Here is a 13,315-nt window from a genome sequence, read left to right as displayed (position 1 = left end):
CGTCTGCCAACGACGAGCATGCCTAGCGGGTTTGATGAATCGCGGGCGCGGAGGTGTCGCCTGTGTCCTCCCCGGCGGCGTCGGTCTCATCCGGGGCGGATTCGCCCGAGCCGGCGTCTGATCCATTTTGCTGGGTAGTGCCGCCCTCGCTGGGTGCTCCATCCGTCGTGCCGCCCGTGGTGCCCTCGGCGCCCGTTCCCGCGGCTCCGTCGGGGGCTGCGCCATTTTCGGGTTTTGCGGGTTCAGCGCTGGGAGTATCGGGATTTGCCTGCGTCGTCGGGTTCTCGGCGGGGTCGTCGACGGCCATATCCGTTTTCGGCGCGGGCTGGACGTCGGCCGGACGGATTCCGAAGACGCTCGGCGCTTTGGTGCCCAGGCCCTGGCCGGAGGTCGTCAGCATGATGATGCCGGCGCTTGCCGCCACCGCAACGATGGCGATGAGTGCGGAGACGACGGCCACCTTGCGCTTTGAGGCGCTGCGCTCGGCTGCCGCCCGCGCCTGGAGCTTGGTGGGGGCGATGCGGATCCGCGGCGCCCCCGCGGTGGCCTCGTCTGTCGCAGACGGGCCTTCGGTGCTCGCGTAGCCCCTCAATGCATCCTGTTCGTATGCGTGGCTCATCTGCTTGGCCTTGAGCTTGCGCGCGCTCGCGTCGAGGGCATTGCGATAGAGCTGGGAGCAAATCACCGTGACCATGGAGCTCACCGCCGCGCCGATGACCGATCCCGCGATGCCGATGCGCGAGGCGAGGAGCATGGAAGTCGCAGCGGCCGCTGATGCCGCGATGGCCTGGGCCACGGAGATGCCGTCGAACAGCCCCTTTTTGATGGGGATGGGTTGCGTACCGCCGATATGCGTATCGGGAGAGTCGCCGCTCCCGTACGGAGAGTAGGGGCTGTCTGCGTGGCTTCCGGGATATGCGGACTCGGGGTATGCGGGGCCGGAAACGAGTCGGCCCTCATAGCCCGCGCCGTCACGCCCCCCGTACGTGCGCTTCTCATTGTCCATGCGGATGTCGTCTGCCATATGCGCCCTCATTCGATATCGTGATCGCTCACGTGATTGTGATACCCGAAGCCGCGGGATTCCACCCTCTGGCGGTCGGGAACGCAAAGTCCCAACAGACGCGTGGGTCTTGTGGAGTCCAAAAAAAGATGCGCCCGGGCCGCGTGGGCTTTCGGGCGCATATAGTGCTTATGGGTGTGTGCGATGGCGGCGCGCCTGCTATTTGAGCGGGGGCATGGGCTTCCAAGTCTTGTCGCGATAGATCTTGCGCGCGTCGCGCATGCCGCGGAAAAGCGCGCTCATGCCAGTCTTGAACTTGCGGTCGACCGCGATGAGACGGATGACCTCCTTGGCGAAGGTCGCGGCGGTGCCCAGGCCGAACAGGAATCGGTTGTAGTCGCCGTGCAGGCGGAAGTACTGCATCATGTAGCCGCGATTGCGCATGATGTGGTAGCGGTTCATGTCCGATGTTCCGTTAAGCTGGCGGACGCCGGCGATGTCCCAATTGGGGATATCGCGGCTGCGCTGCAGGATGATGTCGGACACGACGATCGACTCGGTGACCTTGGAGGCCAGGTAGCCGTAGACCGTGTCGTCCCAGTAGATGAAGAAGCGCGGATCGGGGAAGCCGATTTCGTCGACCACGCTGCGGGCGAACAGGCCGCCCTCGAAGCACATGGTGTTCATTGCGCGGAAGCCCGACTCGTCGAACGCCGCCGGCGCGATGGGGTTGGGGATGCCCAGCGGGACAATGAAGTGATACTGCCAGTAGAACGGGCCGCCGTCGTAGTCGTAGCGGGAGCCCTGCACGACGCGATGCGTGTGCGTCCAGGGCTCGAGGCGCTCGATTGCCTCGGGCACCACCATGACGTCGTCGTCCATGACCCAGAACCACTGGGCGCCCAGCTCGTATGCGCGCTTGACGCCGGCGGAGAAACCGCCCGCGCCGCCCAGGTTGTCGCTTTGCGGGGCGTACACAACGCGCGCCGTGCCGCCCTCGGTATCCGCGGCGTCGCCCTCCACGCCCCACAGCTCGTCTGTGCGGCGGTCGAGGTCCTCGACCATCTGGCGGGTTTGGTCGGAATTCTCGTTATCGACGATGACGATGCGCCACGGGGCGCGCGTCAGCCCGCAAAAGGAGTCGAAGAGCTTGGCGAGCAGCTCCTGACGTTTGAAGGTCACGACCACGATTGCCAGCTTGTCGATGCGGTTCGGGGCCGTTGAGGAGCCGTTCGATATGGTGTTGCCGGTTTGCGGTTGCTCGGTCACGTGCTCGCCTTTCTGCGGGGCGGATGGGGCGATCAAACCCTTCGTTCAAACTGATATTGGCTATTATAGGCCCTGAACCAGTTCGTATCGAGGAGGGCCCGCCGTGGGAAAGCTGCTGTTCGTTGGAGTGACATGCGCCGATGTGGTGATTAATGTCGATAAGCTGCCGCAAACGGCGCAGGACGTTGTCGTGTATGGACAGAAGATGACGCTCGGCGGGTGCGCATTCAACGCATTCTCCATCGCTCATGCGCTTGGTGAGCCCGCGATGTTGTTCAGCCCCGTGGGTACGGGCGCGTTCGGCGACTTCGTGCGGCGCGGCTTGCGGTCCGAGGGCGTCGAGGTCCTGGTTGAGAACGATGCGATGGAGAACGGTTGCTGCTACTGCTTCGTCGAGCCCGGCGGCGAGCGCACGTTCGTGGCGTACCACGGCGCCGACTATCACTACGAGCCCACTTGGTTCGATGCGATCGATATGGACGAAGTCGACGCGGTGTACGTGTGCGGACTCGAGGTCGAAGGCCCCACGGGGCCGGTGGTCGTTGAGTTTTTGGAGCGCGCGTGCCAGGATAAGGTGATCTTTTTCACGCCGGGCCCAAGACCCGATGCCGTGCCCCTCGATTTGCTCGAGCGCGTATGCGCGCTTCATCCCATCTTGCACATGAACGGAGATGAGGCGATGGTGCTCGCAGGCCGTTTGTGTGACGGGGAATCCGTTGACGATGCGAAGACGGAAGGGGGCCGCGCGGATATCGAGCGCGCCGCCGTGGCCCTTGCGCGCTATGTCGGCAACGCCGCGCTCGCCACGCTGGGCGGAGACGGTTGCCTGTATTGCGACGGTGGCCGTTCGGACGTCGTCGCCGGTTCGCCTGCTCGTGTGGTGGATACCATCGGCGCCGGGGATTCGCACATCGGTGCGCTTATGGTCGGTTTGCACCGGGGCGAGACGCCCGAGTCCGCGATTGCCCGTGCGAACCGCGTGGCCGCCGCTATCGTGGGCATTTCCGGCGCGCATGCCGACCCCGAGGTGATTCGCGCCGCTGCGGGGGACTAGGCGCGGACGGTCCGCTTCCGCAGGGGACGAAATGCCCGCACGGCCGTGCCGGCGGGGTGACCCTCGCGTATCGATGGGCATGAGAACAGCCGCAGGCCGATGGAGACCTGCGGCTGTTTTCGTTTCGGTGCTTGTGCGCGTTCCGAACGCGCTGCGCGGCGCTTGGGCGCTACGGGCGCTCGATGAAGGCCTTGTAGCCCTTGTAGGCCTCGTAGATGTCGGCCTTGTTGGCAACCTCCCACAGCGCGTGCATGGAGATGACGGCTACGCCGGAGTCGATGACGTCCATGCCGTACTCGGCGAGGATGTAGGCGATGGTGCCGCCACCGCCCGCGCCGATGCGGCCGAGCTCGCAGGTCTGGTAATCCACGCCGGCCTCGTCCATGATGTCGCGGATCTGGGCGAAGTACTCGGCGTCGGCGTCGTTGGAGCCGCCCTTACCGCGGGAGCCCGTGTACTTGTTGAAGCACAGGCCGTGGCTCATGATAGCGGCGTTCTTCTTCTCGAAGTGGTCGGCGTAGAGATGGTCGAAACCGGCCGAGACGTCGGAGCTGAGCATGCGGGAGTTGGCGAGCGCGCGGCGCAGGGCGAGCGGGGAGTCCTCGCCGGCGAGCGCCATGATCTCGGCGATGGTGTTCTCAAAGAAGCGGCTGGTCATGCCGGAGGCGCCCACGGAGCCGATCTCCTCCTTGTCGACGAGCAGAGTCACGCTCGTGGTCTCGACCTCGGGCGTGTCGAGCTGGGCGCGCAGGGACGGGTAGGCGCAGACGCGGTCGTCCTGGCCGTGGCCCAAGATCATGGAGCGGTCGAGGCCCATGTCGCGGGCGGGGCCGGCGGGTACGACCTCGATCTCGGCGGAGAGGAAGTCCTCCTCCTCGACGTCGTACTTTTCCTTGATGAGGTCGAGGAACATCTGCTTGACGGGCTCCTTGACCTCCTCGTCGCCTTCGATGACGACGGGGCGACCGGCAACGATGACATCGAGGTTCTCATGGTCGACCGCCTTGCCGGCGGGCTTCTCCATCTGATCGCTCGCGAGGTGGATCAGCAGGTCGGAGATGCAGAAGACCGGATCGGCCGGGTCCTCGCCCACGGCGATGTCCACGGTGGTGCCATCCTTCTTGCAGATCACGCCGTGCAGCGCCAGCGGGGTGGCGACCCAGTGGTAGGCCTTCACACCGCCGTAGTAGTGGGTGTCGAGGTAAGCCATGTCGCCGGCCTCGTACAGCGGATTCTGCTTGAGGTCGAGGCGCGGGGAGTCGATGTGGGCGCCCAGAATGTTCATGCCCTGCTCCATCGGGCGGCGGCCCAGGTTGACGAGCATGAGGGTCTTGTTGTGGCTGGCGGCGTAGACCTTGTCGCCGGCCTTGAGCGTGCGGCCCTCGGCAAGGGCGGTCTCGAGGCTCACATAACCAGCTTCCTCGGCGAGCTTGATGCTGGACTTCACGCACTCGCGCTCGGTCTTGTTCTCGCTGATATAGCGGCGGTAATCTTCGCAGAGCTGGTCGAGCTCGGCCAGGGTGGCGTCGTCGTATTTCTTCCAGGCGTTCGGTCGCTCCATGATGGGACTCCTATCGTTTTGGAACGGGTTTTTAGCACGTTCTTCATCGTACCCCGTTTGCGGGCGAATCAGCACGCGGGAGGGTGTATAAGCAGATATTAAAAAAGGAGCCCGATCGGGCTCCTTTTCATTTGCGGCTCTAAATTCGGTTCATCTCGCTCAGCGTGTTGTTGTACCAGTTGAACCAGTTGGGCGGGCAGTACTTCTTGGCGCCGGCGACGCTGATGGTGTAGCCGTATCCACGGGCGAGGCCGGAGACATGCGCGTCGATGGCCTCCTCCCAGCTGCCCCAGCTTGCATTGCCCCAGCCCCAGGCGTTGTGGGGGCGGAAGCAATGACGGCCCTTGGAGCTCTCCGTGTTGGAGATGGCGGGGGAGAAGCGAGGGTCTACTCCGTACTTCCAGGCGGCATTGGCGAACGTGGCGCCCTGGCCCTCGAGCGGGGAGCCGGCGAGGTACGCGTCGATGCGCGGGGCCCATTCGGCCACAAAGGACGCTTGGTCGACGTCCCAGTTCACGACACCGTTGTTGGGCGTGGCGACTGCGCCGCCGCCCATGTTCTGAGACGCCTGCTGAAGCGCGGCGAGCTCGGCCTCGGCCTCAGCGTCGGCCTGAGCTTGCGCGGCCTCGCGAAGCTTCTGGGCCTGGGTGAGGGCCTCGGCGGCGGAGTCGCGCTCCGCCTCGGCCTGGACCTTGGCGCTCTTGAGCTCGGTCTTCTTGGCTTCGAGCTCGGTTTGGAGCTCGCTCAGCTCGGTGAGGGCACCGACGTTGGCATCCTTGACCTGATCAAGATACTTCATACCGGAGATGAGCTCATCCATGCTCTTGGTGTTCAGTACGAAGCTCATGAGGGTATTGGAGCCCTTGTGGTGCTTGTAGAGCTCGCGCATGGCGCGGCTGGCGCGCTCCTGCGCGGCGGGGAGCTTGGCCTCGAGCTCGGCGATGCGCGCCTCGTTCTCGGCAACCTGCTCCTGCAGGGAGTCGAGGTTCCTCGTCGCCTCATCGAATGCGGCGGCGGTCTCCTCTACTTTTTTCTGGGTCTCGGTGAGCGTGGCTGCGGTTTCGGTGGTGATTGCTCGTGCCGGGACGGGGAAGAGCACGCTCGCGAACAGCGCTGCCGTCACGCCGGCGCCCGCGATGATGCGGCGGGTGCGGCTGGTGCGCCACGTGGTGTGCATGCTTGGAGTTGCGTCCATGTACATCCTCGTCTGTTGCTTACCTTAGGACAGCAAGCATCATAGCATCGGCTTCGAGTTCAACTTGAACGTTAGACATTCTTTAAGGTTCAAGTTGAAGGTTTAAGCTTCAGCTACCTGCGGAGACGATGAAATGTGAAGCAGTTTTGTAGTTTCAAGTTCACCTTTAAGGTGAGGGTTTAACCGAGGACCAACTGACCAAGAACACCTCATCTACCTGGTAAGACGTACAGATGTCAACGAAATTGGGCCGCTTGGCGCTCCGTCACGACTTTCAACTTTGAGTTGAAGCTTGAAGGTCTGATGGCCACGAACCGAGGTGCCGCCAGAGTCTCGACATCTTCGGGTACACATATGAAAAAGGGCCGCGATTCGACCCTTTTCGCTGCGTTTCTATCAAGTTCTAGCCAATCGACGAGCATGGATCCCGAGGCTTCTCACGCGTGGCCGGCGTCCAGGAACTTACGGCGGCTGAAGTAGTTGTACCAGGTGACGAAAAACGTGGAGATGAGCTTCATGGACATGGTGCCGACGTTCAGCAGGCCGACGCCGATGAACATGTACAGGTCGTTCAGGCCCAGGCCGATGGCGGAGAGCACCGAGAAGATGACGAACTCGCGGCGGCGGCTCATGTCCTCTTTGTGCACGAAGACGTACTTCATGGACAGGATGTAGTTGAACACGATGGAGATGATGAAGGAGATCGTGGTCGCCATGAGGTAGTTCATATTAAGCGACTGCAGCAGATAGACGAGAAATGCGTACTCGACCGCCAGGGAGGCGAGTCCCACGGCGGCGAATTTCAAAAACTGACGAGTATTGGGATGTGCGAGTGCGCTGCGCAAACCATCACTTCCGCTCACGAGGGCCATGATGGCCGTCCTGCTTCAATGCAGGCAACTATACGTCTTGGGTAAACGAATTGTAAGGTCAAGCACAAGAAGCATATGAATCCGCCCGCCGACATGACGTGTCGGCGGGCGGCATTTCAACTCCGGCGAACGGACAACTGGCGTGTGAGCTATTGGTTGCCCGTGCCGTCGAGGAAGATTTTGCGCGTCACGAAGTTGTAAATCATTACAAGTGCCGTGGCGGCAATTTTTGCAACGTTGGCCTCGACTGACAGCCCCTTGTTGAGGGTCAGGACTATGCCATCGTTCAGGATGAGGCCGATGACCGAGAGCACAACGAAGATGATGAACTCGCGGCCCCGGCTCATCCCGTCCTTGTGTTCGAAGACGAACTTCATGCTCGCTGCATAGTTGAAGATGAGCGAGACGACGAATCCCGCCGTATTGGCGAAAAGGATATCGAGGTGGGCTCCGTAATGAAGCAGGTTCATGATTCCGAAGTCAATGAGGGTGGCAACAATGCCGACAACGCCAAACTTCGCAAGTTGTGAGAGGAGCGTTTTCATGTTTCGATTCGAATCTAGTTGATGGGTCGTTTTGGCGTGTGGTGTTAGGCGCGGACCTTCACGACGATCTTGCGGACATGGCACGGCTCGCCCAGGGCGCAACCGGGTTTGTGGGCGTCCTCGGGCGCGAAGATGGCGAGCTCGCCTGCGCGCAGCACGATGGAGGTAACAGGTTCGGGGGTCTTGAGCAGGCAGTAATCGTCCGCCTCGTCGTAGGCCTGAACAGTTTCGAGGCCCTCGCAGTCGGCGAACTGCAGGAGCTCTTCGCCGCTTGCCACGAACTGGACGTCGAAGTAGTCGCGATGCGCTTCGAGCTCCTTCTCGCAAGCGGGGACCGTATCGTACTCGAGCACGTTCGCATAGACGTCGTCGCCTTGAATCTCATTGCGGCCGAGCGGTAGAGACATGAGATCGGAGGAGGTGAGGAAGTCGTAGGCAGCGCGGAAGCGTTCTGCCAGGTAATCGTGAGATGCGGAGTTGACGAGTTTGGTGACGAGCATGGCTGGTCCTTTCGTGAGATTATCCGGGCGTGCGCCCATGGTGCGGAGTATAGCATCTGGGCATGAAAAAGGCCCCGACCTGCCGACCATGCGGGTCGAGCTGGCCGGGGCCTTGTGCGATCGGGATATCGGACGGGCTCTGGTGGGGCCTGCCCAAGAGATCGGGGTGCCGGGCAAGCGTCAGTGGCGCCTACCCTTGAAGAAGAGCTGGGGGAAGGGACGCTGGCGCTTGGGGCCGCCGGTGGTTGCCTTGGCGATCAGCTCGTCGGGGATGGGCACGTCGGCGCGCGCGCTTTCAAGGGGATTGACATCTGCTGCGGCGACCGGGTCCATGATCGGCACCTCGGGTTTGACTTCGGCCTCGCGATAGCGGCGCATCATGTCGGCCTGGAGCTGCTGCGCCGAGGGCGGCGTCCAGATGACGGCGTTGGCGCCCGCCTGGACGGTCTCGCGAACGGACAGCGAGCTGCGACCGCCAGATGCGATGAGCGGGAGATTCGGGTAGATCTCGCGCAGCTCGCGCAGAACGGCAGGGGTGTCCTTGCCGGCGGCGACGTTCAGGATCTTGGCGCCGGCCTTCACCTTGGCATGCGCGACCGCATCGCAGCGCACCACCGTGGCGATGACGGGGATATCGATGACGGCGCAGATCTGCTCGATCATCTCGGGCGGAGCGGGGGAGTTGACGACAACGCCCGCGGCACCCTGCATCTCGGATACGGCCGCCAACTGCACGGAGCGCTTGCCGGTTGTGGTGCCGCCGCCAACGCCCACGAAGACGGGGGCCTCGGAGGCGGTGAGCAGGGCCTGCGTGATGGCGGGCTGCGCGGTGAAGGGATACACGGCGAAGATCGCATCGGCGTTGGAGTTGCGAATGACGGCGACGTCGGTGGTGTAGAGCAGCGACTTGATGCGACGCCCGAACAGCGTGAAGCCGCCGCACTCCTCAAGCTCATCGGGGACGCGGAGCGGGGCCTTGCGCAGACGGCCCTCGATGGGCGAGGGCTCCATGGGCAGCAGGCCGCCCGGCGTCACGGCGAGCTCGGGTTCGGCGAATTCGTCGGCAAGCTCGACTTCGGAGAAATCGATGGTCGCCTCGATCGACTCGGGGACCTCGGCGCTCACCGAGATGGGATCGGTATCGGTGTCGCCGGGTTCGAGCTCGGCATGGTCGACGTTGCGCTCGATGGCCGGTATGGGGTTGGACGTGGCGGCGGAGCCGGTGCCCATTTGCGGTTCAACGGCATCGGGCCGCGGGTCGGGTACAGAGGCGCGCCCGGCGTCGGGAGTGGTGTTGGTCATGATGCCCCCTTGAGGGAAGGACGAATGTCGATTCATTGTACCCGCCCGTATGCTTTAGAGGGCCAAGGGGCGTCACTCACGTGGTCTCCATGCCTTTGTGGTTCCTGCGCCATGGCGGCTATCGGGGTCGAATCTGGTATGCTGGGGCGGCGAGAGCAATTTGAGAGTGCGCATTCGCGCGCGAGAAGGGATGGTGCCGCCGTGGAGATGTTCGACATTTTGGCCCCGGTGCTCATGATCGCCGGCGCCATCGCCGTGGTGGCCCTGGTATACCTGCTGTTCGCCACCCTTAAGGACCGCAACGCCCGCAAGGGCGATGAGGAGCGCGAGCGATAGCCGTCGATCGGACGCTTGCATCCGTGTGAACGCCGGGACCCCCGCGCCATTGACGCGGGGGTCCCGTTTCATGTTTGTCCAACGTGGCCTTATCGTCTGGTGCGAGGGGCCTGTTTTTGTATGACGGCGACGTAGAACCCCTCGTACAGCCTGGTCGGGGCGAGAGTCAGTGTTCCCTCGAGCGAGTTCGGGAGATTCATAATCGGCCATGCGAGCTCGCCCTCGTCGGCGTGCGCGATCGTGATGATGCGCTCTTCCGGATCGGACTGCCCGTCGTCGACGTTGCCCGCAAGGACCGGTACGACCTTGCAGTCACGATGGCGCTTGAGGGCCGCACGCACCTGCTCGTCGTTTTCCTCGGGGAGAACCGAACAGGTGGAGTAGGCGAGGGTGCCGCCGGGTTTCAAGACCGTGAGCGCTCGGTCCAGCAGTGCGCGCTGGGACCTGACCACCTTGTCGAGCAGTTGGGGCGTCATGCGCTTTTCCGCTCGTTCGTCACCCGTGCGATATGTGCCGGTTCCCGTGCAGGGCGCGTCGAGCAGGATCTGATCGAAGCTGAAGAACTCGTCGAGGCGACGCGCGTCCGTGCGCATGATGTTCACGTTTTGAGCGCCGAGCTTGTCGAGGTTGTACGCGAGTTTTTCGGCGCGCGGTGCGCTCATCTCGCAGGCGGTGAGGTGTGCGCCGTTGGTCGTGAGGGCGGCGATCTGGGATGTTTTGCCGCCAGGGGCCGAACACATGTCGAGGATGTCGGCGCCCGTGAGCGGATCGAGGATGAGGGGCGGGAGCATGGAGGAGAGGCTCTGCAGGTACACGAGACCGTCGCGGTAGATGTCGAGGCCCCACACCTCGCGCTCTCGTGCGCCATCGAGTACGAAGGCGTCTTCGTACCAGGGCACGCGGGCATAACCGATGCCGGCAGCGTCGAGCGCCGCGGAGACCTGGTCGGAAGTTGCCTTGAGCGTGTTGGCGCGCAGGGTCACGGGGCGTGCACGCGCGGCATCGAAGCCGTCGGCGAGAAGCTCGCGCGTGCGCTCGTCGAGACGGTCGGTCAGCTGCATGGTTCCTCCTGGCAAAATCGGGTCGTCGCCCATCGCGGGCGGGTTCATTCGTCGTGCATCGCTATCTTAGCGCCTCGGTGCAGGTGCGCCTACAGGGTGAACCCGATCGCCACGAGTGCGAGGCAGCAGCCAAGGACGGCGATGTCTGTGGCGGTCATCGGATAGCGGCGATAGGAGCTGGCGCGCGTGCGCAGGTAAAACCCGCGCTGCTCGGCCGCGAGCGCCGTCGCGTCGGTCTTTTGCACCGAGGTTACGAGCAGCGGGATGCACACGGGAATCATGAGGGCGAGTTTCTTGAACGGGTTGCCGGTGTCAAAGTGCACGCCGCGCGCGGTTTGAGCCTCCATGATGGCGTTCATCTCGCGCGTGAACACCGGGACGAATCGAAGGGCCGTGGTGAACGTGAACGCGTAGCGATAGGGGACGTGGAGGACCTCCACGCAGGCATTGGCCAGGTCCGTGAGTCTCGTCACGCTGAGCATGAGCACGAGCGGCAAGGCGACGCCGACCAGGCGAAGGCATGCGCGCAGCCCGCCGATCACGCCATCGACGGTCGCGAATACGACGATATGCTCGCCCGTGGGAGTGAACGCGACCTGTAGGGTGAACATGACGACCACGATGGGCAGGAGCACTTTGAGCAGGCCCGTCAGGCGTCTTGCCACGCCGGCGTAGGCGCCGATTGCCAGGGTGAGTGCGAGCAGGGCCGTGAGGGCGAAGGGGCTTTGCGTGAGAAAGGTCGCGGTGATGATCGCCGCTGCGATCGCGAGCTTCGTCACGGGGTTGAGACGGTGCAGCAGGCTCTTCCCGGGAGTGTAATCGATGACATCAAGCATGGGCCTTCAGCTCCTTGACGAGGGCGACGAGGTCGGCGACTTCGGTTATGTGGGCGAACGAGGAGTGGAAACGGGCTGCCAGGCGCTTGCCGAGCGCGGGCACGCACGGCGCTGCGATGCGCGCATGGGCGAGCAGCGCGTCGTTTGCGAATACCTCGCGGGAGGGGCCGACTTCGATCAGCCTGCCCTCCGTCATGACGGCGAGGGTGTCGGCGAAATCGCTCACGACTTCCATGTCGTGGCAGACCATGACGACGGCGGCGCCGTCGAGTGCGCGCTGGCGGACCGTCTCCATGACGGTCATGCATTCGCGGTAGTCAAGCCCGCTCGTGGGCTCATCAAGGATGATGAGCTCGGGTTCGAGGGCCACGACGCTTGCGAGCGCGACCATCTGGCGTTGGCCGCGGGAGAGGTTGAAGGGGGAGGCGTTTTCGGGCAGGCCGAAGGTGGCGGCGACGCGACGTGCCCTTTCCCGTGCGGCATCGGCGGGTGCGCCTTGGAGCTCGAGGCCGAAGGAGATTTCCTCGACGACGGTATTGCGGCATAGCTGGCGGTCCGGATTTTGGAAGAGGGTCGCGGCGTGCGATGCGAGCGCGCTCACCGGTGTCGTGCGGGTGTCGAGCCCGGCGATGCGCACCACGCCGGCGCTTGGCTTGATCAGGCCGTTCAGCAATTTGGTAAAGGTCGTTTTGCCGGCGCCGTTCTGGCCGACGACGGCGAGAATCTCGCCGGCGCGCACGGTGAGGTCGATTCCCTCGATGCCCGCCTGTCCCGTTCCGTAGGAATACGCTGCTCCGGCGACGTCGACGATGATCGGACGCTCATCGGTCGTGTTGCGCGCATTCGGTCCATCGCCCAGGGCGCAGGGCACGATGGGCGAACTCTTGGATAGCCCGGGGGCGAGGATGCCCGCGACGAGGGATTCGGCGCCGTCGAGCGTGAGTGCGGGGGAGTCGTTTGGCGCGAGCCCGGCTTCGGCGAGGCTGTTGGAGATGCGGACGGTTCTCGGGGTGTCGACGCCGATGGCTCGCAGGGTCTCCCCGTGGGAGAAAACGTCGGTCGGCGTACCGTCGAGTGCGATGCGGCCCTGATCGATCACGACGACGCGGTCGCAATACTCGGCGAGCAGCGCGACCGTCTGCTCGATGAGGATGACGGTCATCCCCGTCAGCTCCTTGGCGCGTCGGAGTACCTCGAACACATCGCGCGCGCTCGCGGGATCGAGCGCGGAGGTGGGTTCGTCCATGACGATGACGCGGGGCGTCATGGCGAGGATGGCGGCGATGGCGACCTTTTGCTTTTGTCCGCCGGAAAGCGTCGCGATTTCGCGATGGCGCAGGTCGGCGATGCCCACGGCGTCGAGGGCCGATGCGATGCGCCCCTCGATCTCGCGGTGGTCGATGCCGAAGTTCTCAAGGCCGAACAACAGCTCGTCCTCCACGACGGAGGCCACCATCTGAGCGTCGATGTCTTGGAGGACCGAGCCGGCGACCTTGGCTATATCGGTGAGGGACGCCTCGCAGGTGTCGAGTCCCGCCACGAGTGTGGAGCCAAACAGGCGGCCCCGATAATGGTGGGGGATGGCGCCGGTGATGGCGCTCGCCAGCGTCGACTTTCCGGCACCCGAGGGGCCGATCAGGCCGACGAAGGTGCCCTCTTCGACGGAGAGGTCGATGTCTTTGAGGGCGTAGGCGCCGTCAGCGGCGGTGCCGTAGGAGAACGAGACGCACTCCATTTCGATGATCGCGCTCATAGGGCTCCTTTCTCGGTGCTCGGCATCT

Annotated in this window: 13 protein-coding genes; 2 read left to right on the top strand and 11 right to left on the bottom strand. The window is 63.9% G+C overall.

What is annotated here, in order from left to right:
* Positions 1 to 22 precede the first annotated feature (22 nt).
* Positions 23 to 1,024 (bottom strand): hypothetical protein, encoded by a 1,002-nt coding sequence (locus COLINT_RS03185; RefSeq protein ID WP_050750536.1) that lies wholly within the window; start codon positions 1,022 to 1,024, stop codon positions 23 to 25.
* Positions 1,025 to 1,222: 198 nt separating this feature from the next.
* Positions 1,223 to 2,272, bottom strand: a complete 1,050-nt coding sequence (locus COLINT_RS03180) for a glycosyltransferase (protein WP_233418327.1) — start codon at positions 2,270 to 2,272, stop codon at positions 1,223 to 1,225.
* Positions 2,273 to 2,375: 103 nt separating this feature from the next.
* Here COLINT_RS03180 and COLINT_RS03175 point away from each other — a divergent pair, with 103 nt between their 5' ends.
* Positions 2,376 to 3,326: a PfkB family carbohydrate kinase gene (locus tag COLINT_RS03175; RefSeq protein ID WP_006722904.1), complete on the top strand. Its 951-nt coding sequence runs from the start codon at positions 2,376 to 2,378 to the stop codon at positions 3,324 to 3,326.
* A 169-nt stretch (positions 3,327 to 3,495) separates the two neighbouring features.
* Here the strand turns inward: COLINT_RS03175 and COLINT_RS03170 are convergent, their stop codons facing one another.
* The 6 genes from COLINT_RS03170 to COLINT_RS03145 form a co-directional block, all read right to left on the bottom strand.
* Positions 3,496 to 4,887 carry an aminopeptidase gene (locus tag COLINT_RS03170; protein ID WP_006722903.1) on the bottom strand — a complete coding sequence of 464 codons (1,392 nt, stop codon included), beginning with the start codon at positions 4,885 to 4,887 and terminating at the stop codon, positions 3,496 to 3,498.
* Positions 4,888 to 5,026: 139 nt separating this feature from the next.
* Positions 5,027 to 6,064: a coiled-coil domain-containing protein gene (locus COLINT_RS03165; RefSeq protein WP_211203984.1), complete on the bottom strand. Its 1,038-nt coding sequence runs from the start codon at positions 6,062 to 6,064 to the stop codon at positions 5,027 to 5,029.
* Positions 6,065 to 6,519: 455 nt separating this feature from the next.
* On the bottom strand, positions 6,520 to 6,954 hold the full coding sequence (locus tag COLINT_RS03160) for a GtrA family protein (RefSeq protein ID WP_006722900.1): 435 nt from the start codon (positions 6,952 to 6,954) through the stop codon (positions 6,520 to 6,522).
* A 149-nt stretch (positions 6,955 to 7,103) separates the two neighbouring features.
* Positions 7,104 to 7,499, bottom strand: coding sequence for a GtrA family protein (locus COLINT_RS03155; RefSeq protein WP_006722899.1), 396 nt, complete (start codon positions 7,497 to 7,499; stop codon positions 7,104 to 7,106).
* Positions 7,500 to 7,543: 44 nt separating this feature from the next.
* Positions 7,544 to 7,999: a YhcH/YjgK/YiaL family protein gene (locus tag COLINT_RS03150; RefSeq protein ID WP_006722898.1), complete on the bottom strand. Its 456-nt coding sequence runs from the start codon at positions 7,997 to 7,999 to the stop codon at positions 7,544 to 7,546.
* Between the two features lie 180 nt (positions 8,000 to 8,179).
* Positions 8,180 to 9,301: a beta/alpha barrel domain-containing protein gene (locus COLINT_RS03145; RefSeq protein WP_039910298.1), complete on the bottom strand. Its 1,122-nt coding sequence runs from the start codon at positions 9,299 to 9,301 to the stop codon at positions 8,180 to 8,182.
* Between the two features lie 207 nt (positions 9,302 to 9,508).
* Here COLINT_RS03145 and COLINT_RS08820 point away from each other — a divergent pair, with 207 nt between their 5' ends.
* Complete coding sequence (locus tag COLINT_RS08820) at positions 9,509 to 9,637, top strand: hypothetical protein (RefSeq protein ID WP_267878531.1); 129 nt, start codon at positions 9,509 to 9,511, stop codon at positions 9,635 to 9,637.
* An 89-nt stretch (positions 9,638 to 9,726) separates the two neighbouring features.
* Here COLINT_RS08820 and COLINT_RS03140 read toward each other — a convergent pair whose 3' ends face one another.
* The 3 genes from COLINT_RS03140 to COLINT_RS03130 all read right to left on the bottom strand — a co-directional run bounded on the left by COLINT_RS03140 (position 9,727) and on the right by COLINT_RS03130 (position 13,287).
* A complete protein-coding gene (locus COLINT_RS03140) occupies positions 9,727 to 10,698 on the bottom strand; it encodes an RsmB/NOP family class I SAM-dependent RNA methyltransferase (RefSeq protein WP_039910297.1) in 972 nt (323 codons plus the stop codon).
* Positions 10,699 to 10,787: 89 nt separating this feature from the next.
* Positions 10,788 to 11,534: an energy-coupling factor transporter transmembrane component T family protein gene (locus COLINT_RS03135; protein WP_006722894.1), complete on the bottom strand. Its 747-nt coding sequence runs from the start codon at positions 11,532 to 11,534 to the stop codon at positions 10,788 to 10,790.
* Complete coding sequence (locus COLINT_RS03130) at positions 11,527 to 13,287, bottom strand: ABC transporter ATP-binding protein (RefSeq protein ID WP_006722893.1); 1,761 nt, start codon at positions 13,285 to 13,287, stop codon at positions 11,527 to 11,529. Before COLINT_RS03130 ends, COLINT_RS03135 begins: the two co-directional genes overlap by 8 nt.
* Positions 13,288 to 13,315 lie beyond the last annotated feature (28 nt).

It is taken from the genome of Collinsella intestinalis DSM 13280, from assembly GCF_000156175.1.
Classification (GTDB): domain Bacteria; phylum Actinomycetota; class Coriobacteriia; order Coriobacteriales; family Coriobacteriaceae; genus Collinsella; species Collinsella intestinalis.
This window is presented reverse-complemented; position numbering and strand designations above follow the sequence as displayed.

Bases quoted from the DNA above. Each gene is read 5' to 3' on its own strand.
- COLINT_RS03135 (WP_006722894.1), bottom strand. From the start codon at position 11,534: ATGCTTGATGTCATCGATTACACTCCCGGGAAGAGCCTGCTGCACCGT.
- COLINT_RS03145 (WP_039910298.1), bottom strand. From the start codon at position 9,301: ATGACCAACACCACTCCCGACGCCGGGCGCGCCTCTGTACCCGACCCG.
- COLINT_RS03185 (WP_050750536.1), bottom strand. From the start codon at position 1,024: ATGGCAGACGACATCCGCATGGACAATGAGAAGCGCACGTACGGGGGG.
- COLINT_RS03140 (WP_039910297.1), bottom strand. From the start codon at position 10,698: ATGCAGCTGACCGACCGTCTCGACGAGCGCACGCGCGAGCTTCTCGCC.
- COLINT_RS03165 (WP_211203984.1), bottom strand. From the start codon at position 6,064: ATGCACACCACGTGGCGCACCAGCCGCACCCGCCGCATCATCGCGGGC.
- COLINT_RS03155 (WP_006722899.1), bottom strand. From the start codon at position 7,499: ATGAAAACGCTCCTCTCACAACTTGCGAAGTTTGGCGTTGTCGGCATT.
- COLINT_RS03130 (WP_006722893.1), bottom strand. From the start codon at position 13,287: ATGAGCGCGATCATCGAAATGGAGTGCGTCTCGTTCTCCTACGGCACC.
- COLINT_RS03150 (WP_006722898.1), bottom strand. From the start codon at position 7,999: ATGCTCGTCACCAAACTCGTCAACTCCGCATCTCACGATTACCTGGCA.
- COLINT_RS03160 (WP_006722900.1), bottom strand. From the start codon at position 6,954: ATGGCCCTCGTGAGCGGAAGTGATGGTTTGCGCAGCGCACTCGCACAT.
- COLINT_RS08820 (WP_267878531.1), top strand. From the start codon at position 9,509: ATGTTCGACATTTTGGCCCCGGTGCTCATGATCGCCGGCGCCATCGCC.
- COLINT_RS03170 (WP_006722903.1), bottom strand. From the start codon at position 4,887: ATGGAGCGACCGAACGCCTGGAAGAAATACGACGACGCCACCCTGGCC.